Source organism: Nostoc cf. commune SO-36, from assembly GCF_023734775.1.
GTDB lineage: Bacteria > Cyanobacteriota > Cyanobacteriia > Cyanobacteriales > Nostocaceae > Nostoc > Nostoc commune_A.
Map to the genome: position 1 here is coordinate 5,648,951 of NZ_AP025732.1, position 25,775 is coordinate 5,674,725.

Consider the following 25,775-nt stretch of genomic DNA (forward strand, 5'->3'; position numbering starts at 1 on the left):
AGAATGCTGCAAGATATCAAAGCAATTTACTATTCTGTGTATTACTACACGAGTGCTAATAATTTTTACTGAATCTAAAAAGAATTTATCATTCCCAATGGTTCAGATTGGCTTGTCAACGAGTCTCTAATACTCATTAATGAGGTTCGGAACTCCGTTAATGAGTCTTTGATACTCGTGGACGAGTCTTTGATACTCGTGGACGAGTTTTTGATACTCGTGAATGAGTCTTTGATACTCGCCGATGAGTCTTTGATACTCGTGGATGAGTCTTTGATACTCGTGGACGAGCCTTTGATACTCGCGGATGAGTCTTTGATACTCGTGGATGAGTCTTTGATACTCGTGGATGAGTCTTTGATGGTTCTTTTACTTCTTTAGCGGTTTTTTACGCGACTTCACCAGCCTGAAAAATCTGTTCAGCAGTTAAATTTAACTCTGGAAACGCTAGCGAGTGAATGCGGTCATTTCCCCTAAATTGCCTAACTTGATATTCACCTTCAATTAATTGGTAAATTGAGATAGTTGGTTGTTTTGGATTGCCAATAAAGCGCCTACCACCTAAACCTAAATAGTCTACAATCCAGTATTCAGATATTCCGACCTCTTCATATTTACCTGCTTTGGTAAAATAGTCATCTCGCCAGTTGGTACTTACCACCTCAATTACTAAAGGAATTGATGCCGCTTGGCTTACAGTAGATTCTTTTTTCCACAGAGGTTCATTTACTAAATTAGAGTTATTCAATAACAGTACATCTGGTGAGTAAGCTGCTTCGCTTTGAGTCGGTTTAATAAAGCTGTTTTGGGGATGAAATAAGGTAGTTTTAAACGTTTGTATTCTGTAACTATTTCCCCAACTAAAAATCCAACAATCTGTTCATGTTCACCTGTGGGAGGAGCCATTTCTACAATTACTCCATCATGAAGTTCATAGCGTCGTTGTGAGTTTTCTGGATACCAAGCGATAAATTCATCAAATGTTACTACTTTGCGTAAGGTTTGAGTCATACTTTCCTCTTGCTTTAAAGTAAGATAAAAATTTAAACCTTAGCCACATAAATTACGCGACTTCTCCAGCCCAAAAAATCTGTTCAGCAGTTAAATTCAAATCTGGGAAAGCTAGCGACTGAATGCGGTCATTTCCTCTAAATTGCCTAACTTGATACTCGCCTTCAATTAGGTAATAAATCGAGATAGTTGGTTGTTTAGGATTGCCAATAAAGCGCCTACCACCTAAACCTAGATAGTCTACAATCCAATATTCAGGAATGCCCAAAGACTCGTAATCTTGTAGCTTCAAAGCATAATCATCACTCCAGTTGGTTGAAACAACTTCTACAACCAACTTGACGGAACTACCCAGCGTAATGATAGATTCTTTTTTCCAACGAGGTTCATCCCTAACAGCTTGTCTATCAAGAACGATGACATCTGGTTCATAACCTGAATCAGTGTTAATTGACTTGATGACGCATTCTTTAGGGATGGACAAACGGTTGATTTCAATAAACAAAGAACCATTGATAAACCCGGCTATCTCCGAGTGCTTCCCTCTTGGCTTAGGCATTTCAACAATTACCCCATCATGTAGTTCATAATGCCTGTCTGAATCGGGATACCAAGCGATAAATTCATCAAATGTTACTTGTTTGGTTAAAACTTGAGTCATGCTTTGCCCTCTTTATGTCAAATTTGACCCCTCTCCAAACCTCTCCCCGACACGGAGAGAGGCTTAATCAGCGAACTTAGGTTAAACCAATTCGCAATTCGCAATTCGCAATTCGCAATTACGTTTTGTGACGGGGATTTAGACCCCGACACAAAACGCGCTGCCTATAGAGGCAGGGGACTTAAACCCCCAAAGTTTGTTAAACTTTCGCCGCAGCAGCATTTGGTAAACTCACTTTCAATCGCTTAAACATCGCTTCTCGTGCTTGTAAAGCAAGACTATCATCTAAAGGTTGTAACTTAATTTCCTGCTGATACTTTAGCCGCAGTGCTGTTTGAATTAACCAATCGGCGACAAAAGGATTTTTTGGTAACAAAGGGCCGTGAGAATAAGTAGCGATCGCATTCTGGTAAAATGCTCCTTCTGTACCATCCTCTCCATTATTTCCCAAACCGTACACCACTCGCCCTAAAGCTTCCACTTTTCCTAGTTTGGTACGTCCGCCGTGATTTTCAAAGCCTACCAAATATGGTGTATTGCCCGTCATCTCTCGCAATTCTTGCGCTAAACGTGAAGCTGTCACTTCAATTACCAAGTTACCAATACAGCGCTTAGTATTTTCACCAGGATGCACGGAAACTAAATCGAGTATTCCCAAACCATCAATCCGTTGTCCTAATCCTGGTTCATAATAATGTCCCAGCAGTTGGGGTGAACCACAGGTAAATACTCCTGGTGTTCCATTTTCGATTTTCTCGCGCATAGCGTCAGCTTTCGCACCTTGCAAATCACGCATGACTATTTCTTGCTGACGATCTTGTGCGCCACCACCCACGATTACATCTACAGTTTTAATATCTGCGGCTGTGGCATTTTGATCTAGGGGTAAAACTTTAACATCGTATCCCCGCCACTCGGCGCGACGTTCTATAGTAATTACATTACCGCGATCGCCATAGGTACTCATCAGCGTCGGGTATAACCAACCAATTGTTAATTCCAAATTTTGAGAACTCATAAATTTTGGGAATGGGGCATTGGGCATTGGGCATTGGGCATTGAGCATTGGGCATTGAGTATTAGCTTTAGACAAATGACCAATGACAAATGACTAATTTAAAGAATTTTCCGACCAGTTAAGACTTCTCGCACTTCTAACATGGCTGAGTAGGTGGGCAGAATATGCAAAGTTTCATTCTCTGGTGTATGCTCTAATGCAGTTGCGATCGCTTGTCGCAAATCTTCTTCCACAATTAAATTTAAGTTACTTTCAGGGGACTTTTGGCTGTAACGTAGACGTAGTGCCATATCATAGACGCGATCGCCACTCACTACTAAAGTCCCGCCGCGTTCGACTAATTTCTCGGTATCTACGTCCCAAATCCAGGATACATCAGTGCCATCGGGTGTGCGATCGTTTAATATTAGCAGTGTGGTTTTATCTGTGCTTTGAGTAACTACGCGAATGGTTTCGTTCGTTCCTACAGGGTTTTTTGATAGCAATATCCGTACTCGTTTACCGTTAATTACTAAATCTTCCGCACGACCAAATGCAGCTTGAAAGGTATTAATAGTATCTCTGATTGTTACTTCATCAACTCCTAACTCAATAGCCGCAGTAGCAGCCGCTAAAGTATTATATTTGTTGTACAAACCAACCAGAATTTGCGACCATTCACTACTTTCGAGAGTAGGTTTACTTTTACTAAAACCACACTTGGGACAAGTGAAATCTCCCAAATGAGACAAATAAACACCTTTGTAATCTAGAGAATGTCCACATTTGGGACAATAAATAGAATCAACGGCGTGAGGAATTGCTTCTAAATAATGTTCTGGTTCATTCAAGCCAAAGAATAACACCCGTTGGGGTAACTGCTGACCGAGGTTAGATAAAGTTGGGTCATCAGCATTGGGAATTACTACTGTTTCTGCTGGTAGCGTAGAAATAACTTTTGTCCAACGCTTACTAATTGTGTCTACTTCGCCGTACCTATCAAGTTGGTCACGGAACAAGTTTAAACAGAGAATAATTCGCGGCTGGAGTGGTGCTAATACTCTTGGGACAATATTTTCGTCAACTTCCAGAATGGCGTAATCACTATTTAGCGTACCTAGTAAGTTGGTGCTTTCTAACAGCGCCGTCATCAAGCCATTTTCTAGATTTGCACCTGTAGAATTATGAGTGACGCGAAAACCTTTGCGTTCTAGGATTGTGCATAAAAGCAGCGCTGTAGTGGTTTTGCCGTTAGTACCAGCAATTAAAATCACTCCATTTTTAACTTGCTGACTCAATAATTGTAAAAGTCGGGGTTCAATGCGACGAGCAATTGCGCCTGGTAATACACTTCCAGCACCCAGACGGAGCGTAGGTGCAGCCCGTCGAAGACATCGCACTATAAACGTCACACTTTTTGCCACTGACACCGCGAAACCCAATCGCAGCCTATCTATGAATTGTATTTTGTTTCCCACATCAGTACCCTAGTCTTCTGGCAGTTGCTAATTGAAAGTATTTAATTGCAAATTTAATCTTGTGAGTTTAGCGAATCCTGGCTGAAAAAGCCAGCCCCAGAATTAAGGGGGAGCAGGGGGAGCAGGGGAGGCAGGGGAGGCAGGGGAGGCAGGGGAGGCAGAGGGGGTAGAAGGGGTAGAAGGGCAGAAGAGATATATTTTGGAATACAACAACGAGTCTTTGATATTCGTGAACGAGTCTTTGATATTCGTGAACGAGTCTTTGATATTCGTGAACGAGCCTTTGATATTCGTGAACGAGCCTTTGATATTCGTGAACAAGCCTTTGATATTCGTGAATGAGCCTTTGATATTCGTGAATGAGTCTTTGATATTCGTGAATGAGCCTTTGATATTCGTGAATGAGCCTTTGATATTCGTGAACGAGCCTTTGATATTCGTGAATGAGCCTTTGATATTCGTGAATGAGCCTTTGATATTCGTGAACGAGCCTTTGATATTCGTGAATGAGTTTTTTTTACTAGTGGACGCACATCATAACTCCACCTTCTACCCCTCTGCCTCCCCTGCTCCCCCTGCTCCCCCTGCTCCCCCTGCTCCCCCTGCCTCCCCTGCTCCCCCTGCTCCCCTGCCCCTCTGCCCCCTACTCCTCATCTCCATCATCCACTTACAAGAGATAATCTCAGTAGGCGTTATCTTAAAAATTAGTACACGGGCGTAATTACATATCCAGCCCAGTTGGCCGAATTCAGCACAAACTCACGACAAGTAGTAGCTTACAAGGTTCCTTTTGATGAATAGCACAAAGTTTCTTTTTTTACATAAACAAATTACTGGCTGGCGAAGGTGGTTGTCCAAATGCCTGTTATTGCTTGCAAGTCTTTTAATTATAAGTATGCAACCTGCATACGCTGGTCTCGATAATGATTTATATGATGGCAACATCTTTGTCGTTTATGCTGGCAATGGCTCATTGGTTCCTCCCAGACAGACACTGGCACAGGCTTTAGCGGAACATAAACCCATATTTTTGGCCTTTTATTTGGACGACAGCAGCGATTCTAAAAGATATGCCATTTCCATTTCACGGGTACAGGAATTCTATGGTCGGGTAGCAGAAATTATGCCTATTAATGTAGATGCTATCCCGCTTAAACAGACCTACGACCCTACAGAAATAGGATATTACTATTCTGGCGCTGTTCCTCAAGTCGTGGTGTTTAATAAATCAGGTGAGGTCGTTTTGAATAAGAAGGGTCAAGTACCTTTTGAAGAAATAGACGAGCAATTTCGCAAAATCTTTGATTTGTTACCCAGCACGGAAACAGGACAGTTAAAACGACGAGCATTCAATGAGTTTAGTAGTGAGTTAGCTAAGTAAATTATGGGGTAGACCAAATTGGTCTGCCCTAATTTTTAGTGATATCTGTTACTACATTGTCGTCAATGTCAAAGCATAATATTGAAATATCAGTGTTCACAATTGAGGAAATTAATCCATAGTCTATAGTCCGTAATCAATGCCCAATGCCCATGACTAAATAGAGTGTACTCTGATGTCAAAAGTTTACACCACCCAGGAGCTAATTCAAATTTTGGCAGCCGAACGCCAAGCTTGCCTCAAAGGAAAACGCCTAAAATTAGAAATAACAGCCTCTGGCAATCCTGTAATTGACCAGTTTATCAGAACTGATGGGCTGCAACAGTTCACTGCTTATCAAGATTTCAAAACTGCAATTCACGAGTATCAGAAAGAAAATCGAGTTTCCGGTATTATCTGGCGGGAATTGACAGTTAAAGGAAAAAGCTTGCACTATCCCGAAATAGATACTGAGTTAATTGCCCTCAATGGTGACTTAGAGATATTAAAAGCCGCTAAAAATTCCATCGTAGAATTTTGGTATGAAGTCTCTATCGGGATGGATTTGTACTTGAGTTTCAATAATAGTAAACAATACCAACAAATTGTCACATCTGATGTAGAGAGAATTGTTCAAATAACAGAGTGGGCAAGTTTGTGTAAGTGGGAAAATACTAGTTTTTTGGAAATGATTTTGCAGCTAGGATGGGGTAAACCAGAAGAAGCTTATTATAAACGAGGAAGGCCGCGATCGGGTAGTGAATATATTCATGCAGTCAATCCCGGAAATCGCCCCATTGGTTGATTGATATATTGAGTAGCAATGCTGAAGTTTGAGGTAATCTGCATTCCACAGATATTTGCTCATAAAAATGGAAGACCCACTCTGAGACGATTTAGGGTGGGGTACTTCATTTGCACTTCACTATAAGCGGAGAACCTCTTATTTCGTAACGCGTGGAAACTTTCTAAGCTTACGTTTCACACTATTTACTTTCACTTTAGAAAAGCAAAGAATTAGTTTGCCTAGATGTCTATTTAGTACATCTAAGTTAATTTACTCTTTTTTAAGATGCCAGTAATTTTTTAGAAGTATTGCGCTTTTTCAAAGAAACTAATCCCAAGCCAACTACAACCATTCCTGCCATTGTACTGGGTTCTGGAACTGCTGTTGCACTAGTAACCAGTTTCACATCATCAATATAGGCTCCGTAAGTATCTAAATTTCCTTTATAGTTAAATTGTATTCGTGATAGCGCATTGTTTGCTGTGAAGGTCGTAGTAAAGATTGACCAAGCAGTATTTGCACCACCTGCACCATCAGAAATGGTCGTTTTGAAAATATTGCCAACATTGCCGATGTCACCAACCAAGATATCAAAAATATTCTCTGCTGCGGCTATATTTGGACGAGCAGAGTAAGCAAAAGATAGAGTATAGCTTTGACCTGCTACAGTGGCAACGTCTTGGTATAAACCCAAGGGGTTATTTGCAGAAAACTTGCTTTTATCATAGTTGTGGCTATCCAATTCTATTAGGTTTGAACCAGCATAAGGAGTACCAGCAACACCACGTTGAACTTCGATTTTACCGTTTGGAGTTGCAGACCAACCGTTGATCTGAGAATAAGTTGCCCAACCGCTTGTTAGTTGAGCTTGAGAAGTACCCGCTAAAGTTGTATCTTCAAAGCTGCCATTAACGAGTAAGTTCACTGAGGTAACTGGCGTTGAAGCAAGGACGGCAGAGGCTGGTGCTTGACTGATACCTACAGCCGAAAGAATAGTTAATGTTGCGCTAAGTGATAAGGTGCGGAGAGATAATTTCATAATTCTTAATTTCAGGGAATAACACCCCTCAACCTTAAGTTTGTAGTAAGAAATCGGCAATATAAAAACTAATAGGTTTAGGAAAAATTATTAAAAAGATTATTTTGCATGATTTGTTTGTGAAATTGAAGATATAATCTCAAATTTTCGTATAAATACTGATGCCGTCAAATTTGCAATAATACCAATTCAAATCATATTTGCGACACATCAATTATTTATAAGGGCACAACATTGTTGTGCCCCTGTCCATCTGCCGCATTCTTTTTTCAAATTGGTATAACTATTATTCATAATAAAAAATAAAGTATTAAAAACTTAATTTTAAACTACTTTTAGCATTCTGAGATTAATAGGCAAATACAAAGCCTAGCTTTATGTCTTTGGAGTTTTGATGGGCATCTTGCTCGCCCAGCTTATGCAATTTACAGCAGTTTTCGATCAAGCCCACCACAAAATAAATCCTAAAACAAAGCCCAGTATTGCTTTCAGTACTTTTATCTGTAGCACGTTTGATTGCAATTTGCTGTAAATGTGGAACAGCTTAACCCTCTTTTGTCAGAGTGGGAAAAGCCAATAATCCAAACGATTACGGGGCTTTCGTTTTGTTTCCACTTTTTAAGCTATAAATTTTAGTTTCTATTAGAAAATAAAGTCTCAAACCTTGATTAAATCAAAGCCTCAGAATTTGACTTTGATTATTGTTTTCCGAGAGTGACAAAACAGGGTTAAAAGAACCCTCCCCGCTTGCCTATGGTGTACACATAAGACAAAACAGCCTCCAAACTTTGGAGGCTGCCTTCATAAAAGATTTGTGGACAAACAATGCTTATCGACTTTGAACTATGGACTCTTGACTAAAGCTTTCAAGTTCTGGAAGTTCTACTCTGGCAGGCTGCCAACCTCCCACCCAAGCGAGGCATAATTGACGGAAACGATCGCCCCGCACCTCAAAATTTGGGTATTGGTCGAAACTCGCGCAAGCCGGAGACAGCAACACCACCTGCGCTTGATACTGCTTGGCTAATTCTGCCGACTTGGAAACTGCCCTTTCCATAGTTTCCACAATATGGTATGTATGATAACCAACCTCTTGGAGACGTTTGGCAAATGCAGGTGCAGCAGAGCCAATCAATAACACAGCAGCAGTCTTTGTTTGAATTTGTGCTAGCCAGGCAGTATCATCTCCTGCTTTGGCTTCTCCACCAGCAATTAAAATCGCTGGACTGTCAACGGATGCTAAACCGACTTCGGCAGCATCGTAGTTGGTGGCTTTGCTATCGTTAATGAAATCAATACCTTCCCAAGTGCAGATATGTTCCAAACGATGAGGAACACCGGTAAATTCTCGAATTGCAAGTGCGATCGCATCACGATTAATTCCCGCTAATCTTGCCGTTGCTACTGCCATCAAAAGATTTTGCTGGTTATGTTCCCCCACCATCCGCAAAGTAGATACCTTCACAATCGGTTCTGGTGTAGAGGTTGCAGTCAACTTTTCCACAACCCAGCCGTCTTCGATATAAAAGCCTTTTTCGCTAATCAGGAAATCTTTTCCTTTGACACTTGTCCAATAAGCATCAGGCCAAGCACTTAAACCTAGCTGGCTCAAGTAGGCATCATCGCCATTGAACACTTGCAATTCGGACTGACGTAATAACTTGGCTTTGATGTTGTAATAGTTCTCTAAAGTCTGATGGCGACTGAGATGATCCGGTGTGAAAGTCGTCCAAACACCGATACGTGGTGCAAGAGAACTCGAAGATTCTATTTGATAGCTGCTAACTTCCGCAATCACCCAATCAATATGATTTCGGATTTTAGATTTTGGATTTTGGATTCGAGTTTCCCCACCTCTTTCCTTATCCCTCTGTCCCCTATCCTCTGTCCCCTCTCCCCTATCAGATAGGGCAACATCACAAGCAGCGTAGCCAATATTACCGCAGGCGGGTGCATTTAATTCTGCTGCTTTAAAAATGGCAGCAATTAAAGCTGTGGTAGTAGTTTTGCCGTTAGTGCCGGTAATTCCTACCCAAGGTAGCCCTTGCAAATTTCGCCAAGCGAGTTCCATTTCCCCAATGGTTTCAATACCTAATTGGCGTGCCTTAATTAATACGGGAATATCCCAAGGCACGCCAGGACTAACAACTATTAATTGGGGTAAATTATCACCATTCAATTCTAGGGATTGGCCTAGTTTCACGGTTATTTGCTCGGCAGCGAGTTCTTGTTGTTGTTGTAGGAGGGTTTCGGAGGTGTTGCTATCACTTAGCTCTACCTCCCAACCTTCCCGTTTCAACAATCTCGCCGCAGCAACACCGGACTTTCCCAATCCAATTACAGTAGCTCTAGGCATAGATTGCAGCAGAGTCCCTGGTTAAGCACTCCCTATAGTAGCGTTTCTTGGCAAAAATTACACAACTTTTTGTTGACCTACGCTACAGATTTTTGACGATCGCACCAAAATCAGCTAAAACACGGGCATGATTGCGAACTAGTCCCAGTAAATGCAATCGATTACGCTTGACTGCTGGATCGGAGTCCATAACTAAAACGCTATCTGGCCCATCAAAGAAGTTACTGACTGCCGGAGCAATTTTTGCTAATGCTGCTACTAATAGTTGATAATTTCGCGTCTGTTGTGCTGCTTGAGTTTGCGGCACTGATTCGATTAGGGCATTATACAAAGCTGTCTCAGAGGGTTTTTGGAATAGTTCTTGACGAACTACAGTTGTTGGTTCTAGCTGTTTTGTATCCAAATCACCTTGGGCAGCTAATCGGGTAGAACGGTTAACGGTTTCGTAGATGTTATCTAAGGTACTGTCGTTGCGGATTTGTTGTAAGTATAGGGCGCGATCGCGTACATCCAATAAACCTTTTAACGCCCGTTCTGTGTATTCTGGGTCATTTTCTCCCAAAACTGCATTTACTAGGTCGTAATCAATCTGTTTTTCTTCTTGTAGTAAAGTGCGGATGCGTTGCAAGAAAAATTCTTGTAATGCGGCGGTTAATGATACCCCATCTTTGTGATATTTGGCTGCAAAATCTGTCGATATTTGTGCCAATAACTCATCTAAATTTATTGGTAAATTGTAAAACCAAGTAATTTTAACTACAGCATTAGCAGCACGGCGCAAGGCGAAAGGATCGGAGGAACCAGAGGGAATTAAGCCTAAACCAAAGATACTCACTAAGGTATCTAATCTATCTGCCAAAGCAACAATTTGACCCGTGAGTGTTTCGGGGAAATTATCACTGGCTCCTGTGGGTAAATAATGTTGATAAATTGCCTTTGCTACTTCTCCATCTTCGCCACTGGCTAAAGCATATTTTTCTCCCATAATCCCTTGCAATTCGGGAAATTCATACACCATTTGAGTAACCAAGTCTGCTTTACATAATAAAGCGGCACGTTGGATTCTTTGGCTTTGATTTTCCGTTAATTTTAATTGGGTGGTTATTCGTTCGGCAATCTTAACTACTCTATCTACCTTGGTACGCACCGAACCCAATTCTTCTTGGAAAGTGACTTTTTCTAACTGGGGTAAAAAGCTTTCTATTGGCTTAGTTAAATCAGCTTCGTAGAAAAATCTGCCATCAGCTAATCTGGCACGAATTACCCTTTCATTCCCGACGGCAATAATATCTGATTTTTTAGGATCACCGTTAGAAATGGTGATGAAGTTGGGCAATAATTCTTGCTCGGAGCTATCTGGTTTAAAGACAGGGAAATAACGCTGATGAATAACCATAACTTCAGTAATTACCTCAGTTGGTAATTCCAAAAATTCTGGTTCAAATTTACCGACAACTGCGGAAGGATATTCTACAAGGTTGGTTACTTCCGCTAACAAATCGGGGTAAATTACTGTATACCCGCCTAAATTCTCGGCTACTGTATTTACTTGCTCTTTGATTAAATTTGCCCGTTCTTCTGGGTCAACGGTGACATAAGCAGATTTGAGGGTGGTAACATAATCAGTAGCTTGGGCAATTGTCACAGGTTCAGAATGTAAGACACGATGACCTTGAGAAATGCGATCGCTCTGAATCGTTTTAGAACCATTTACTAATTCTAGAGGTAGCACCGTTTGATCTAACAAAGCTACCAGCCAGCGAATCGGTCGAGAAAACCTCGCATCTCCATTTCCCCAACGCATTAACCGTTTACCTTCTAACCCCCAAATCCACTGGGGAATAAGTTCTGTCAAAATTTCCGCCACCGGACGACCGGAAATTCTTTTTTGTACAAATACAAATTCGCCTTTGTCAGTGGGGCGAACAGACAGCGCATCCAGTTCCACACCTTGCTTTTTGGCAAAGCCTATCGCTGCTGGTGTCGGCTGACCATTTTTAAAGGCGGCTTGAGCGGGAGGCCCTTTAATTTCTTCTTCTCGGTCTGCTTGCTGGGATGGTAAACCTGTAATTAATACCGCCAGCCGCCGGGGAGTACCGTATACCTGGACACTTTCACCTTTAAGGCTGTTTGCTTCCAGGCTTTGAGGAATGCGTTCCTGCCATTGCACTAAAGCATCACTGAGAAAACTTGCAGGTAGTTCTTCTGTACCAACTTCTAATAGAAACCCAGGCATATAATACTGTTTTCAACTTTGCGTAGCTCAACTTTATCAGGTATTCTCAGGCGATCGCTCGTGATTTTTAGGTAATTAGTACTGCAACGCAAAAGTCAAAAGTCAATCTTGAACCAGTGCGCCCCTGCGATACCAACTTGTAACCCTACGAGAAAGCAAGCTACGCTATTAGCATTAAGGCAGGATAACAACTGGATCTCAAAAGTCACGCATAATTGTATTCCGAGCTTCTTGTGCCATTTCAATTAACCAGACAACAAGTTGCTGAAGCAACTTCTTAAAATTAAGCAGACTCCCGCCACATAATACTAGAGTTTGGATGTTTTGCGTAAATTTTTAACTTAGATAAACTTAGCATTTTATGCAAAACTTCACAAAAAAAGTGTTTTACTTCACTGATTCATTACATTAGCTACCGTAGTTGTGTGCGGTATTTACGTGTATATATTTCTAATGTAAGCTTAGTTTTGTTTAATGCATTGATATCTGCATTATTTCAATCAACTTTGGAGCTATGACCATGAAAAACATTTTCAGCAAAATCGGTGCGATCGCAGCAACTACTGTTGCGATCGCAGCTGCTAACAACCCAGCCCAAGCTATTGAATTAAACTTTAACTGGCTAGGCGATGCTGGTTATTCAGCCACAGGTTCATTTAGCTACGACGAAACTACAGCACCAACAATCATTTCCGAAGCTGGTCGTGGAGCAACCAACTTTTTACAATCCTTGAATGTATCCTTCCTAGATCCATCTAAAAATCTTTTAGGAACTTATGACACCGTTGCTGGTGGAGTATCACAGTCTGATTTCTTCGCTTTCAACTTTGATACTTCCACTCATACATTGTTTAGCTCCTTTGATATAGCCGGAGGTACGGGTATAATTGGCGAATATTTCTTTCAGGGAACGGTTGACGACTCTTTGTTCTTACGTCAGGACATCGATCAAGTGTCAGCATTTAGAACATTAGATCAAAATTCTGGTTCTATTCAGGTATCCAAAGTCCCTGAACCTGCTTCTATGTTGGGTTTATTGGCATTTGCTGGGTTGGGTGTAGCTTCAACTCTGAAGAAAAAGCAAGCCTCTTGCTAGAAATTAGAACTTTTCTATCGTAAGCTTAGTTTTGTTTGATGCATTGATATCTGCATCATTTCAATCAATTTTGGAGTTATAACCATGAAAAACATTTTCACCAAAATCGGTGCGATCGCAGCAACTACTGTTGCGATCACAGCTGCTAACAACCCAGCGCAAGCTATTGAATTAAACTTTAACTGGCTAGGCGATGCTGGTTATTCAGCCACAGGTTCATTCAGCTACGACGAAACTACAGCACCAACAATCATTTCCGAAGCTGGTCGTGGAGCAACCAACTTTTTACAATCCTTGAATGTATCCTTCCTAGATCCATCTAAAAATCTTTTAGGAACTTATGACACCGTTGCTGGTGGAGTATCACAGTCTGATTTCTTCGCTTTCAACTTTGATACTTCCACTCATACATTGTTTAGCTCCTTGAATATCGGGGGAGGAACGGGTGTAATTGGAGAATACTTCTTTTCTGGAACTGTTGGCGACTCTTTGCGATTACGTCAGGATGTAAATCAACAAGGGACATCAATAACACTAGATCAAAACTCTGGCTCTATTCAGGTATCCAAAGTTCCTGAACCTGCTTCTATGTTGGGTTTGCTAGCATTTGCTGCCTTGGGTGTAGGTTCATCTTTGAAGAAAAAGCAAGCCTCTTGCTAGAAATTAGGGCTTTCTAGTTAGAGCTTGCCATATTTACTGAATCTCTATTCTAGCCCTACTAGTTCACTAAACTGGTAGGGCCATCATTAAAACTCATTAATTCTCATCAACACTATGTGCCAGTTTAAAGGGCGGAATGCGGGTTATATGCATGAGCTTGAATATGATGGTAAAATCCCCCATGTTGTAAATTTAGACATTAGTTCCGAAATAACTAGGACAAATATTGTCATAAATAACCAGAAATTAAAAACTATGCCTAGAAGTGGATGTTTTCAAAGGACATTTTACTTTCATAGTGAACACAACGAAGAATTTCATTACATAACTAAAAGCTAATGTTTTCGTTGTAATTTATACAAGTCGAAAGAAGAAAATTATACCCCCCTGGAATTTTTAAAACAACCTCTAAAAAATTCATCAACGATGTTTAACGCATTGTTAATGAAGCAAAATTAAAAATTCAAATAAGTAATAAATAGTAGCAGCCCGTACTGACTATGAAGGAATAAATCCGATTATCTCAGGCTGTCTTTAAAAAATTCACAAATAGCTCATGCACATTCTGATTTATTCCTATAACTATCATCCAGAGCCGATTGGTATTGCTCCGTTAATGACTGAATTAGCAGAAGGACTAGCAAAGCGAGGTCACGAAGTGCGGGTGGTTACGGGAATGCCCAACTATCCTCAGCGCGAAATTTACGATGAATATCGGGGTAAGTGGTATATTACTGAACAAATAAATGGTGTCATAATTCAACGAAGTTACTTACGAATTAAGTCTAAACCTAATCTCCTAGATCGCTTGTTGCTGGAGTTGAGCTTTGTTTTTACGAGTTTACCTCAAGCTTTTAAAGGCAGACGCCCAGATGTGATTATTTTAACAATACCGCCTCTTTTCGGTACTTTACCAGTAACAATATTTGCTTGGTTATACAACTGCCCAGTAGTTCTAAATGTGCAAGATATTCTACCAGATGCTGCGGTACGTATCGGGCTATTGAAGAACAAGTGGATGATCCGAACTCTTGCAAGTCTGGAGAAATTTGCATATCAGTCCGCACACACTATTAGTGTCATTGCCGATGCTTTTCGTGAGAATTTAGTGAATAAAGGAGTACCTGTTAATAAAATTGTTTGTATTCCCAATTGGGTAAATGTAAATTTCATCCGCCCTTTACAGAAAGAGAATAACTCGTGGATATCTAGCCATCAACTGAATGGGAAATTTGTAGTACTTTATTCGGGAAACATTGCTTTAACGCAAGGTTTAGAAACGGTAATAAAAGCAGCCGTTTGCTTACGTCATATCAAGGAGATTGTCTTTGTCATCGTTGGCGAATCAATAGCATTGCAAAGATTGCAGGAATATTGTCTCTTAAATGGAGCAGATAATGTTTTGCTGCTACCGTTACAGCCGCGAGAAAAACTACCCGAAATGCTGGCAGCATCTGATGTGGGGCTAATTGTGCAAAAGCGCAATGTGATTTCGTTCAATATGCCTTCAAAAATACCACTGCTGTTGGCGAGTGGTCGCCCGATTGTGGGTTCAGTTCCCGCCACTGGTACAGCTGCTAAAGCAATCCAACTTAGTGGTGGTGGGATAATTGTTGAGCCAGAATCACCTGATGCAATAGCCGCTGCGGTACATGATTTATATGCTAATCCTGCTCTAAGTGCGATGCTAGGTAACAAAGGAAGACAGTTTGCCGAAGAAAACTACTCTTTGGAGCAAGCACTTGATCGTTATGAAGGGTTGCTTTCTTGTGTTGTTGCTAACCGAAAATCATCTGTAGGAATTTTACCAAAATTAGATTCTAAAAAATCAGTTGTGGATGGTTGAAGGGCATGGGACACTTGTACTTGGCTATGCAGTTATTGGAAGCTAATGAGATGTTCACAATACTTTTCGGTTAAGGGGAAAAGGGAAAGAATAAACCTTTCACCTTTCACTTTTCCCCTAAACCAAATTCCTCTTTTGAACTGCAAAAACCGACAAGTATGGCGAAAAGGCGTTTTGAAAGGGAATTTTGCTCTCTATAGTTAGCACAGCGAAGCATCTCAGTATATAGTGAAAACCTTGATTTGGTGTTATACTTAACCCAATAGAGACGGCAGAATTATACCCTTTAGAGAGAGAAATTTAAAACATCCTCTGAGACGTTCTCTATGTTCAAAATAGACACCGAGCGAGAATAGCTCACAAAGAGGTGATAAAAATCTCTTTCCCCATCAAGAGTCAACCGTTAAATATTTTCTATAGTTAAGACTTAGGCGCTGGCAAAAAAACAAATATCAAGGGTATGTTTTTGGTATCCAATAGCCAGACTTTTTAATCATCTTTGTTCAGCGATTTCTATTGAAACAAAAATGATTAAAAAGCATGAAATCACAGATTCTCATGAATGCACTCCTGAAATTGTCCAGTGCTTAAGACTTAGATAGTTTGAGATAGTTAAACAAGTGATAGGTAAAATCCTTGGAATTAGGGTGAATTTCCGATAATTTACTTATCCTCAAATGTGACATATAAAGTATGCAGATTCCGGTGAATTTGTGTGTCTGAAAGCACAAATTAAAATTGACAACTGAATTTACTGAAAAAATAGATTGAGGTAGGCAAAAGTTATGGCAAATGTCATTGGAACCAACAGTAATGATACTTTAGTAGGCAGCAACGATTACAACGACACGATTAACGGTAAAGCAGGCAACGATACCATCACACCTAACGGGAACGGCGACACGGTTACTGGTGGAGGCGGCAAAGATGAATTTGTTTACAGTTTAAACAACGACTCATCCAATGAGCGCTATACCATCACTGATTTCAGTGGCGTAGGTAAAGGAACAAATCCGACAGCAGAAGTCATTGCCGAAGTGGATACGATAAAATTCAAAGGTGATATTTTAACTGCCCGAAATCTGCTACTGGCTCAGAATGGCGACGATCTGGAAATCACTTTTGAAGGGCAGTCAGATAACAATAAAGTCATCTTGCAAAACTTTGCCCTGGAAAACCTGGATAACCTCAGCAAAACTACAGGAGCCACTGTAGACTTGGGTAACATCCTGTTTGATGGGCAAACTAGCATCACCGATAGCTTTGATGTCTTCAATGGCAACTCTAGCCAAAGCACTATCTTCAACAAAAACACAGTCACCTTCCTTAACGACCTCTCCAATAACGTTAACGGCTTTGACAACTCAGATGATGTCATCAATGGTCAGGGGGGTGATGATGTCATTAACGGCTTAAGTGGCAACGACATACTGAGGGGTGGTGCAGGTAATGATACCCTTAATGGTGGTGCAGGTGACGATAGCCTCACAGGTGGTAATGGCAATGATATCCTCACAGGTGGCGGTGGCAAGGATATGCTCAGGGGTGGTGCAGGCAATAATACTCTCAACGGTGGTGCCGATAACGATACCTTAAATGTTGATTCTTTAATAGGCGATAATCTGCTCTCTGGGGGCGATGGCAATGATTCTCTTTTTGCCTTAGGCTATCAGTACTACCAAAGCTACGGGTCACAAGAAGAAGAAGGAGACCTTCGCTACTTAGGCAATAATACGCTCAACGGTGATGCAGGTAACGATACCTTGAATGTTACCGGTTCATTCGGCGATAACCTGCTCTCTGGGGGCGATGGCAATGATTCTCTCTCAGTCTCTGGCTATCAGCAAGGAAGTAGCGACCCGTACAGCGGCACCTCCGTCTTCGACTCTCGATCCTTTGGCAATAATACTCTCAACGGTGGTGGTGGTGACGATACCTTGGATGCTAGCGGTTCATTCGGCGATAACCTGCTCTCTGGGGGTGACGGCAATGATTCTCTCTCCGTTTCTGGCTTAGATTATAGAGGTAGTGACACCGGCTATTTGAGTAGTTCGTCTGGCAATAACACCCTTAACGGTGGCGCTGGTAATGATACCTTGGATGCTAGCGGTTCATTAGGCGATAATGTACTCTCTGGGGGCGATGGCAATGATACCTTCTACCTAGGCTTATCAGATGGATATAGTAATTTACCCTCTGATTTAGTGACACAAACGGTAGACGGGGGTAAGGGTGAGGATGTGTTGTCCGTCTATTTTAACTATGATTTTACCGGAGCAATTACAACGACATTCGATGCCGCTACTAGCATTGGCTCAATTACGGGAGACAAGAGTCGGGTTAACTACAAGAATATCGAACGATTAAATATCTCAGGTACAGGGTACGATGACAATATTGTGGGGAGCGATGGCAACGATACGCTCTCCACAGGCAATGCTGGCAATGATACGGTAGATGGGGGCAAGGGAGACGATGTATTGTCCGTCGGTTTTAGCTATAGTGGCACTGGGGGAATCACAACGACATTCGATGCCACTACTAAGATTACCTCAATTAAGGCAGGCACGGAGCAGGTTAGCTACAAGAATATCGAACAATTAAATATCTCAGGTACAAGGTACGATGACAATATTGTGGGGAGCGATGGCAACGATACGCTCTTCCCGGGCATTGGTGGCAAGGATACGGTAGATGGGGGTAAGGGAGACGATGTATTGTCCGTCGGTTTTGGCGATAGTGCCACCGGAGGAATCACAACGACATTCGATGCCATCACTAGCATTACCTTAATTACAGCAGGCAAGAGTCGGTTTAACTACAAGAATATCGAACGATTAAATATCTCAGGTACAGGGTACGATGACAATATTGTGGGGGGCGATGGCGACGATACGCTCTCCACGAACAATGGTGGCAAGGATACGGTAGATGGAGGTAAGGGAGACGATGTATTGTCCGTCAGGTTTGGCTATGGTGCCACCAGAGGAATCACAACGACATTCGATGCCATCACTAGCATTACCTCAATTACGGCAGGCAAGAGTCGGGTTAACTACAAGAATATCGAACGATTAAATATCTCAGGTACAAGGTACGATGACAACATTGTAGGGAGTGATGGTAACGATACACTGTCCACGGGCAGTGGTGACGATGATAATAGGGTAAATGGGGGCAATGATACGGTAGATGGGGGCAAGGGTGACGATTTGTTATCCGTTGATTACACCTATGCTAACAGCAGGATGACAACGACATTTAATGCTACTAATAACATTGGCTCAATTGCGGCAGGTACGGATCAAATTAGCTACAAGAATATTGAACGATTAAGTATCTTAGGCACACAGTACGATGACTACATTGTAGGGAGCAATGGCAATGATAACCTCTATGGAAACAATGGTACTGATACCTTTGCCTTCTATACTTACAATCAAGGACTTGATACTATTTATGATTTCGACGCTACTAATGAACTCATTCAAGTATCATCTGCTGGTTTTGATTATGGGTTATCAATAGGTTCGCTCTCAGCTAGCCAGTTTATAATCGGAACATCTGCAATGACAAGTAATCAACGATTTATCTATGACAATACTACAGGTGCATTGTACTTTGACCAAGATGGCAATGCGGGTGCATTTGCTCAGGTACAATTTGCACAACTATCAAATGGATTGTCACTAACCGAAAACAATTTTGTGGTTGTTTAATCTTGACTAGCGCTGTGCGATCGCTAAACAGTACAGTTGGCGAGGTGCTAAAAATAGCACCTCGCATTTTATTGCTCAATGCAAGCCGCATAAGTGCCTTGATTGAGATAAATTAAATCACCCATTTGGGTGAATTAGAAACCAACCGATCGGGTGAACTAACTGTAGGAAGTTGAGACGGCTCAAAAGTAGGACTCTAGAGAACACTGATTGATTGCACGTCGTTCTTGGTGAGGATAACTAAATGAAACTTGCAAGCTTGATTAATAAAGCTAAATTAAGCAGCGTACTATTTGCCTACCCCACGCTCCCCGAAGGTGGAAACAAGCTAGCTACACGCAGTGTGTCGCAGACAAGCCTCTCCAAAAGTTGGCATCGCTCCATACCCTTCTCTTCCCTAAGATCAATATTCACTAATAATTAAGAGCGATAAACTCATCTGTAACTTATACACAATCTCGTTTAGCAAGTAAGTAGGCATGATAAAAGCAAAGTATGTGAAAAAAAGTAAACACAGCTTAAACCCTTTTTGCCCTGCTCCCTGCTTTGTCCCTCCCTCTTTATCCCAATTGATAATTATTTACACCTACCTACCTATCTGGTTATAATGCAAGCAAGCACTTGCAAACATTTATGGAAGACTTAGTATCAAGGAGGGCACAAACTGCTGGACGCTTGATAAAGGCGGCAATTAAGGTGTTTGCAATCTTATACGAAACTGACAAATCGCTGCGCGAACAAGTGGTTGTTTACTTACGCAAGAGTCAAGAGCAGGGCGCAGTGTCTGCGATATAGATTGAAAAGTATCTCTGAGTAATTTAACGGCTATGTTGCTTCACGGTATGCTGCATTTTAGCCATATACTTACCAAACTAAAATATAGTCGTGAATACTACATAAAAACTTTTGTGAATTTATTTGTGCGCGATATTGGCACTTTGCCATTGCAGGAGGCAAGCGTTTCAGTTGATTAGTCTGCAACAATATGAACCCTGTTTTATCTTTGAACTAAGGCACTGGTTTTATACTACCTAAAAAAAGTTTTATAAATTACACTTTGACAATGATTTTAGCTAAGTAATGTACAAAATAAACATAATGTGGTGAACAATATTTATTTCAGGTGCTAGACAACGTGAGCGATCGCCCCAATACCCAATATATACATTTGACACCAACATCAAAAACAAAGGGCTAAAAAACTATTCAAACAATCCTTTTTTACTGAAGAGTAGATTGCCCAAGTTTAAATCCACAAGACGAGAAACCGAAGATGTCCAATTCTGAGTTCCCTGATTCTCCCCTACCCATTGAAACAGAACAGGCTTCTGTTAACGATTTTAATCAAGAGTCGCAACCATTGCTCCCGCGATCGCCTAAGCCACCTCAAAAACGGCGTTGGCCCATGATATTGGGCATCGTCCTTTTAGTTGCAGGTATTGGTTTTGGTTGGCGCTGGTGGCAAACTAGTAACGCTAGCAATCCAGGAGCAGGTGGGCCTGCTGCTGGTCAACCGATGGCAATTCCCGTCAAGCTAGCGACTGTGCAAACAGAAACAGTGCAGGAAAGTTCGGAGTTTATTGGCTCCTTAGAGGCTCCCCGTTCGGTAATCATCAAGCCACAGGTTGATGGACGAATTACCAATATTTTTATTCAAGAGGGCAATCGTGTTCAACAGGGGCAAGCTATTATTAGCCTCGAAAGTGATAGTGTCCAAGCGCAATTATCACAAGCAAAAGCTGGACTAGCACAAGCTCAAGCACGTCTTGCTGAAGTCCAAGCGGGTACGCGACAAGAAGAAGTTGCCCAAGCTAGAGCGCAGTTAACCCAAGCTCAAGCTCGTCTTCGAGATGCCCAATCAGGATCGCAACCACAAGAAATTGCTCAGGCTGAGGCTCAAATTCAGTCAGCTAAATCGGATGTGGAATTAGCACAGTCACGAGCCAAACGATACGCACAATTGAGAAAAGAGGGCGCAGTTTCTCAAGATACCTTAGAAGGATATGTCAAAGAACAGCAAAGTGCTGAAGCTGCCCTTGTCGTAGCCCAAAAACGCCTAAGCCAACTCCGCCAAAGCAGAACTTCTAGTATCAATGAGCTAACTGGAGCCTTAGAACAACAGAGACAAAACTTAAGACAACTAGAAAATGGTTCCCGTCCAGAAGAAATTGCCCAAGCGCGATCGCAAGTAACTCAAGCAGCAGCCCAAGTCGAAGCTGCCCAAGTCCAACTGCAATACACAAAAGTTCTGGCTCCTTTTACCGGCATTGTTGGCAACATTCCCACAAAGGTGGGAGATTTTGTCGAAAGAGCAGACCAACTCACTACACTTACTAGAAACGACTCTTTAGAACTGAATATTTCCGTTCCCCTAGAAGAAGCCAAAAAACTGCGCTTAGGATTACCAGTGCAAATGCTGAATGCTCAAGGGCAACCCGCAGCAAGGGGTAAGATAAGTTTCATTTCTCCAGATGCCAGTTCAGATTCGCAGACAATTTTGAGTGAAAGCCAACTTTGGTAATTCTAGAAATCAACTGGTAAATCGCCAGGCGGTGCAAACCAGAGTGATCTGGAACCAACGTCCGGGAATTTTAATTCCAGTTACAGCAGTATCTCGCTTGGGTGGAGAAACTTTTGTATTTGTGGCTCAAGCACCAGCAGAAAAAAAAGCTGAAGCGCCAACAGAAAAAAAAGCTGAAGCGCCAGCAGAAAAACAAGCTGGAGCGCCATCTTTAGTTGCTCAACAAAAACCTGTGAAATTGGGAGCTATTGAGGGGAATAATTATCAAGTTATCGAAGGATTAAAAGCTGGAGACAAAATTGTTGTTTCCGGTATTCTCAACCTAACTAATGGCGCTCCCATCGCTCCCGCACCGCAAGAAGTGGGTAGTATTCAGAAGCCATAGGGAGAGGCAGGGGAGCAGGGAGCAGGGGAAGCAGGGGGAGAGATTGATTATTGATTATTTATCAATGCCCCATGCCCAATGCCCAATGCCCAATGCCCAATACCCAATACCCAATACCCAATGCCCCAATATCCAAAGCCTAATTTTTAAACTATGTTTGTTGACTTTTTTATTAAGCGACCAATCTTTGCATCGGTCTGTGCGATCGTCATCCTTTTAATAGGATTAATTAGTATTCCTACACTACCGATCGCTAGGTTCCCAGAAATCAGTCCCACGCAAATTAGTGTAACTTCCAACTATAGCGGAGCTAGTGCAGAAGTCGTAGAAAGCGGAGTGACAAATATCTTAGAAAGGCAAATCAACGGGGTTGAGGGGCTAAGATATATGACTTCCAGCAGCAGTAACGATGGTACTAGTACCATTACAGCCACCTTTGATTCATCACGGGATAAAGATATTGCGGCTGTGGATGTGCAAAATCGGGTTTCTGTTGCCCAACCACAACTACCAGATTCTGTGCAGCGCACGGGAGTGCGGGTATCGAAAGAATCTAGCAACATTCTTTTAGCGATTGGTTTATTCGCTGAAAATAAAGAGTACGACAATATCTTTTTAAGCAACTATGCTGACCTTTACTTAGCAGATGCTTTAAAAAGAGTCAAAGGCGTGAGCAACGTTCAAATTTTTGGCGAACGCCGCTACGCAATGCGTTTGTGGTTAGATCCAAGTCGCCTAGCCAGTCGGAGGCTAACAACTCAGGATGTAGCGGATGCTTTATCTGAACAAAACTTGCAAGTTGGTGCAGGGAGAATTGGACAAGAACCAGCTCCTGAAGGACAAAGGTATCAACTTGATGTGCGTGCTGCTAGCCGATTAACAGAACCATCAGAATTTGAAGAAATTGTCCTCAAAACTGAAGAGGATGGCACCTTAGTCAAGCTCAAAGATGTTGGTAAAGCAGAACTGGGGGCAGAAAATTACAACACATTTTTGCGATTTCGGGGCAATGATGCTGTAGGTTTAGGGATTTATCAGGTTCCTGGCAGTAATGCCTTGGATGTAGCCAAAGGAGTCAAAGATGAAATAAAGCGATTAGCTCCGAGTTTTCCGCCAGGCATGAAATATCAGGTAGCTTTTGACACGACATCCTTTGTAGAAGAGTCGATGTCAGAAGTCATCAAGACTCTGATTGAAGCGGTGGTGCTGGTTGTAATTGTAATTTTTGTGTTCTTGCAGGATTGGCGAACCACTTTAATTCCAGCACTGACTATTCCTCTAGCACTAATTGGGACGTTTGCCTTTGTCAAAATTTTTAACTTTTCTATCAATAGTTTGACTTTATTTGGTCTAACTTTAGCATCGGGGATGGTGGTAGACGATGCGATCGTTGTGGTGGAGCAAATTAGCCGTTTTATTCAGGATAAAGGCGTAAATCCTCGTCGAGCCGCAAGTGAGTCAATGAGAGAACTGTTTGGCGCGGTTATTGCCACTTCACTTGTGTTGATGGCGGTGTTTGTGCCAGTGGCGTTTTTTCCGGGAACCACAGGCGCACTTTATCGGCAATTTGCGCTAACGATCGCCTTTTCCATTGCGATTTCGACATTTCTAGCTTTGACCCTAACACCTTCTTTGTGTGGGGTGCTGCTACGTCAAGAACAACAAGTACCAAGGTGGATTGGCTGGTTTTTTGACCTGATTAATCGGTTATTGGAATGGGTCAGGTCAAGTTACGAGCGATCGCTTACCTGGATGGTACGATTCAAAAGCATCGTCATTGGACTATTTATCGTCTCTTTGGGCATGACTGCTTGGCTGTACACCACAGTACCAACCGCCTTTCTACCCGATGAAGACGAAGGCTACTTCATCACCATCATCCAAGGGCCGCAAGGGGTTTCGCTGCAATATACCAGCGATGTCATGGCACAAGTAGAAAAAGAAATTCTACCACTTCCAGAAGTGCTAGGGACTTTCGCCGTGGGAGGATTTGGTTTTAGTGGTAGCACCGCCAATAGCGGTATTATATTTACCACTTTAAAACCTTGGGCAGAACGCTCAAGACCCGATCAATCAGTACAGGCGATTATTGGCAGCTTGCAAGGGAAATTATTGTCAATCCCAGAAGCCAGGGTTTTTCCAGTTAACCCGCCACCAATTCAGGGTTTAGGTAACTTTGGCGGCTTCGTCTTTCAACTGCAAGACCGCAGAGGTAACAGTGGGTTAGAAAATTTAGTCCAGTCAATGGGTAAGTTGCTCGGTCAAGCTAATCAAACACCTGGATTACAAGCTGTATTTAGTACCTTTGCCGCAGATACACCACAATTGCTTGTGGAAGTAGACCGCAATAAAGCCAATTCATTGCAAGTTTCTATAGATGATATCTTCAGTACTTTACAAACTGCTTTGGGATCACAATATGTAAATGATTTCAATCTCCAGCAGCGCAATTACCGGGTGTATATCCAGGCAGATCAACAGTTTCGTTCCAATCCAAAAGATATTGGCAAACTATACGTTCGTTCTCAAAGGAATCAAATGATTCCTTTGAGTAACTTAGTCACAGTTACTCCGACTGTGGGAGCGCAAACGATAAATCACTACAATCTATTCCGCTCAATTGAAATTAATGGTTCTGCCGCTCCTGGTTATAGTTCGGGAGACGCAATTAAGGCAATGGAACAAGTTGCTAAAGTTTTACCAGCAGGTTATGGTTATGAATGGTCAGGGACTGCATTAGAAGAAATAGATTCTGGTGGTTTAGCACCCCTAATTTTTGGATTAGGAATAATCTTTGTGTTTTTGGTATTAGCCGCTCAATACGAAAACTACATTGATCCCTTTATCATATTGTTATCAGTTCCCTTAGCTATCTTTGGAGCGCTGATAGCTCAATCATTGCGCGGTTTTTCTAATGATGTTTACTGTCAAATTGGGCTGGTAATGTTGATTGGGTTAGCTAGTAAAAACGCAATTTTGATTGTGGAATTTGCTAACCAATTGCGAGACCAAGGACTTTCGATTACCAAAGCAGTAATTGAGGCTTCACAAGAGCGGTTACGTCCAATTTTGATGACTGCCTTTTCTACACTCTTGGGAATTTTCCCGTTAGCTATTGCTACAGGTGCTGGCGCTGGTAGTCGTCAATCTTTGGGAACAACAGTATTTGGTGGAATGTTAATTGCGACTTTCTTGAGTTTGTTTGTAGTGCCAATTTTGTATATCGTCATTAAGACAACAACGGAGCGCTTTATCAAACCAAATAGACATCAAAAAGTGCAAACAGAAGCCATGTCATTGAATGGTAATACTGCTGTATATTCAACAAAATCCGAGGATTAAATATTTCTCCTTTTTAGATTATTTAGTGCCAATTCTGTATGAAGCATCTGGAACCCAAATTATGGTGCTATATTGCTGAACTTGATGTTTGAGATATAGCTGTTTTATTCCTATCGGAATATAAACTATGTGTGTATTTAAACCACGTCTATCTTGAAACCTGTAGTTCTTCTCTGATGAAAAGGATTTGCCCTCATCCCCCAACCTATCCCCCATATCTGGGAGAAGGGGAGCTAGAATTTCAAAGTCCCTCTCCCAGATATGGGAGAGGGATTTAGGGT

At 41.8% G+C, this 25,775-nt stretch carries 17 protein-coding genes and 1 pseudogene; 11 read left to right on the forward strand and 7 right to left on the reverse strand.

The window, feature by feature from the left end; all coding sequences use genetic code 11:
• Positions 1 to 388: 388 nt before the first annotated feature.
• From ANSO36C_RS25770 to ANSO36C_RS25785, 4 genes and pseudogenes are all read right to left on the reverse strand, one after another.
• Positions 389 to 1,011, reverse strand: a pseudogene (locus ANSO36C_RS25770) (Uma2 family endonuclease).
• A 52-nt stretch (positions 1,012 to 1,063) separates the two neighbouring features.
• Positions 1,064 to 1,672, reverse strand: a complete 609-nt coding sequence (locus ANSO36C_RS25775) for a Uma2 family endonuclease (protein ID WP_251956907.1) — start codon at positions 1,670 to 1,672, stop codon at positions 1,064 to 1,066.
• A gap of 199 nt (positions 1,673 to 1,871) precedes the next feature.
• Positions 1,872 to 2,690, reverse strand: a complete 819-nt coding sequence (locus tag ANSO36C_RS25780; protein ID WP_251960440.1) for a type 1 glutamine amidotransferase — start codon at positions 2,688 to 2,690, stop codon at positions 1,872 to 1,874.
• Between the two features lie 98 nt (positions 2,691 to 2,788).
• On the reverse strand, positions 2,789 to 4,147 hold the full coding sequence (locus ANSO36C_RS25785) for a Mur ligase family protein (protein ID WP_251956909.1): 1,359 nt from the start codon (positions 4,145 to 4,147) through the stop codon (positions 2,789 to 2,791).
• A 199-nt stretch (positions 4,148 to 4,346) separates the two neighbouring features.
• Here ANSO36C_RS25785 and ANSO36C_RS25790 point away from each other — a divergent pair, with 199 nt between their 5' ends.
• The 3 genes from ANSO36C_RS25790 to ANSO36C_RS25800 all read left to right on the forward strand — a co-directional run bounded on the left by ANSO36C_RS25790 (position 4,347) and on the right by ANSO36C_RS25800 (position 6,312).
• A complete protein-coding gene (locus tag ANSO36C_RS25790) occupies positions 4,347 to 4,868 on the forward strand; it encodes a hypothetical protein (RefSeq protein WP_251956910.1) in 522 nt (173 codons plus the stop codon).
• 72 nt (positions 4,869 to 4,940) lie between these two features.
• Positions 4,941 to 5,528, forward strand: a complete 588-nt coding sequence (locus ANSO36C_RS25795) for a thylakoid membrane photosystem I accumulation factor (protein WP_251956912.1) — start codon at positions 4,941 to 4,943, stop codon at positions 5,526 to 5,528.
• 175 nt (positions 5,529 to 5,703) lie between these two features.
• A complete protein-coding gene (locus ANSO36C_RS25800) occupies positions 5,704 to 6,312 on the forward strand; it encodes a hypothetical protein (RefSeq protein ID WP_251956914.1) in 609 nt (202 codons plus the stop codon).
• A gap of 262 nt (positions 6,313 to 6,574) precedes the next feature.
• On the opposite strand, the gene ANSO36C_RS25805 is transcribed toward ANSO36C_RS25800, so the two are convergent.
• The 3 genes from ANSO36C_RS25805 to glyS all read right to left on the reverse strand — a co-directional run bounded on the left by ANSO36C_RS25805 (position 6,575) and on the right by glyS (position 11,925).
• Complete coding sequence (locus ANSO36C_RS25805) at positions 6,575 to 7,333, reverse strand: PEP-CTERM sorting domain-containing protein (RefSeq protein ID WP_251956916.1); 759 nt, start codon at positions 7,331 to 7,333, stop codon at positions 6,575 to 6,577.
• 829 nt (positions 7,334 to 8,162) lie between these two features.
• On the reverse strand, positions 8,163 to 9,689 hold the full coding sequence (gene murD / locus ANSO36C_RS25810) for a UDP-N-acetylmuramoyl-L-alanine--D-glutamate ligase (protein ID WP_251956918.1): 1,527 nt from the start codon (positions 9,687 to 9,689) through the stop codon (positions 8,163 to 8,165).
• 82 nt (positions 9,690 to 9,771) lie between these two features.
• A complete protein-coding gene (glyS, locus tag ANSO36C_RS25815; RefSeq protein WP_251956921.1) occupies positions 9,772 to 11,925 on the reverse strand; it encodes a glycine--tRNA ligase subunit beta in 2,154 nt (717 codons plus the stop codon).
• 520 nt (positions 11,926 to 12,445) lie between these two features.
• Between glyS and ANSO36C_RS25820 the strand changes: the two genes are divergently transcribed.
• The 8 genes from ANSO36C_RS25820 to ANSO36C_RS25865 all read left to right on the forward strand — a co-directional run bounded on the left by ANSO36C_RS25820 (position 12,446) and on the right by ANSO36C_RS25865 (position 25,494).
• Positions 12,446 to 13,021: a PEP-CTERM sorting domain-containing protein gene (locus ANSO36C_RS25820; protein ID WP_251956923.1), complete on the forward strand. Its 576-nt coding sequence runs from the start codon at positions 12,446 to 12,448 to the stop codon at positions 13,019 to 13,021.
• 84 nt (positions 13,022 to 13,105) lie between these two features.
• Entirely contained in the window at positions 13,106 to 13,681 is a 576-nt protein-coding gene (locus ANSO36C_RS25825) for a PEP-CTERM sorting domain-containing protein (RefSeq protein WP_251956925.1), read from the forward strand.
• Positions 13,682 to 14,237: 556 nt separating this feature from the next.
• On the forward strand, positions 14,238 to 15,527 hold the full coding sequence (locus tag ANSO36C_RS25830; RefSeq protein WP_251956926.1) for a glycosyltransferase family 4 protein: 1,290 nt from the start codon (positions 14,238 to 14,240) through the stop codon (positions 15,525 to 15,527).
• Positions 15,528 to 16,312: 785 nt separating this feature from the next.
• Positions 16,313 to 19,246, forward strand: coding sequence for a beta strand repeat-containing protein (locus tag ANSO36C_RS34500; RefSeq protein ID WP_323374510.1), 2,934 nt, complete (start codon positions 16,313 to 16,315; stop codon positions 19,244 to 19,246).
• Positions 19,247 to 19,879: 633 nt separating this feature from the next.
• Positions 19,880 to 20,041: a hypothetical protein gene (locus ANSO36C_RS25850; protein WP_251956928.1), complete on the forward strand. Its 162-nt coding sequence runs from the start codon at positions 19,880 to 19,882 to the stop codon at positions 20,039 to 20,041.
• Positions 20,042 to 20,519: 478 nt separating this feature from the next.
• On the forward strand, positions 20,520 to 21,767 hold the full coding sequence (locus ANSO36C_RS25855; RefSeq protein WP_251956930.1) for an HlyD family secretion protein: 1,248 nt from the start codon (positions 20,520 to 20,522) through the stop codon (positions 21,765 to 21,767).
• The gene (locus ANSO36C_RS25860; protein ID WP_251956932.1) at positions 21,748 to 22,152 is read left to right on the forward strand and encodes an efflux RND transporter periplasmic adaptor subunit; all 405 of its coding nucleotides are present in this window, start codon (positions 21,748 to 21,750) and stop codon (positions 22,150 to 22,152) included. Before ANSO36C_RS25855 ends, ANSO36C_RS25860 begins: the two co-directional genes overlap by 20 nt.
• A 153-nt stretch (positions 22,153 to 22,305) precedes the next feature.
• A complete protein-coding gene (locus ANSO36C_RS25865) occupies positions 22,306 to 25,494 on the forward strand; it encodes an efflux RND transporter permease subunit (protein WP_251956933.1) in 3,189 nt (1,062 codons plus the stop codon).
• The last annotated feature ends 281 nt before the right edge of the window (positions 25,495 to 25,775 follow it).

Excerpts from the sequence above, each read along its gene's own strand:
- ANSO36C_RS25775 (WP_251956907.1), bottom strand. The coding sequence starts at position 1,672 with ATGACTCAAGTTTTAACCAAACAAGTAACATTTGATGAATTTATCGCT.
- ANSO36C_RS25780 (WP_251960440.1), bottom strand. The coding sequence starts at position 2,690 with ATGAGTTCTCAAAATTTGGAATTAACAATTGGTTGGTTATACCCGACG.
- ANSO36C_RS25795 (WP_251956912.1), top strand. The coding sequence starts at position 4,941 with ATGAATAGCACAAAGTTTCTTTTTTTACATAAACAAATTACTGGCTGG.
- ANSO36C_RS25800 (WP_251956914.1), top strand. The coding sequence starts at position 5,704 with ATGTCAAAAGTTTACACCACCCAGGAGCTAATTCAAATTTTGGCAGCC.
- ANSO36C_RS25805 (WP_251956916.1), bottom strand. The coding sequence starts at position 7,333 with ATGAAATTATCTCTCCGCACCTTATCACTTAGCGCAACATTAACTATT.
- murD (WP_251956918.1), bottom strand. The coding sequence starts at position 9,689 with ATGCCTAGAGCTACTGTAATTGGATTGGGAAAGTCCGGTGTTGCTGCG.
- glyS (WP_251956921.1), bottom strand. The coding sequence starts at position 11,925 with ATGCCTGGGTTTCTATTAGAAGTTGGTACAGAAGAACTACCTGCAAGT.
- ANSO36C_RS25820 (WP_251956923.1), top strand. The coding sequence starts at position 12,446 with ATGAAAAACATTTTCAGCAAAATCGGTGCGATCGCAGCAACTACTGTT.
- ANSO36C_RS25825 (WP_251956925.1), top strand. The coding sequence starts at position 13,106 with ATGAAAAACATTTTCACCAAAATCGGTGCGATCGCAGCAACTACTGTT.
- ANSO36C_RS25830 (WP_251956926.1), top strand. The coding sequence starts at position 14,238 with ATGCACATTCTGATTTATTCCTATAACTATCATCCAGAGCCGATTGGT.
- ANSO36C_RS34500 (WP_323374510.1), top strand. The coding sequence starts at position 16,313 with ATGGCAAATGTCATTGGAACCAACAGTAATGATACTTTAGTAGGCAGC.
- ANSO36C_RS25850 (WP_251956928.1), top strand. The coding sequence starts at position 19,880 with ATGGAAGACTTAGTATCAAGGAGGGCACAAACTGCTGGACGCTTGATA.
- ANSO36C_RS25855 (WP_251956930.1), top strand. The coding sequence starts at position 20,520 with ATGTCCAATTCTGAGTTCCCTGATTCTCCCCTACCCATTGAAACAGAA.
- ANSO36C_RS25865 (WP_251956933.1), top strand. The coding sequence starts at position 22,306 with ATGTTTGTTGACTTTTTTATTAAGCGACCAATCTTTGCATCGGTCTGT.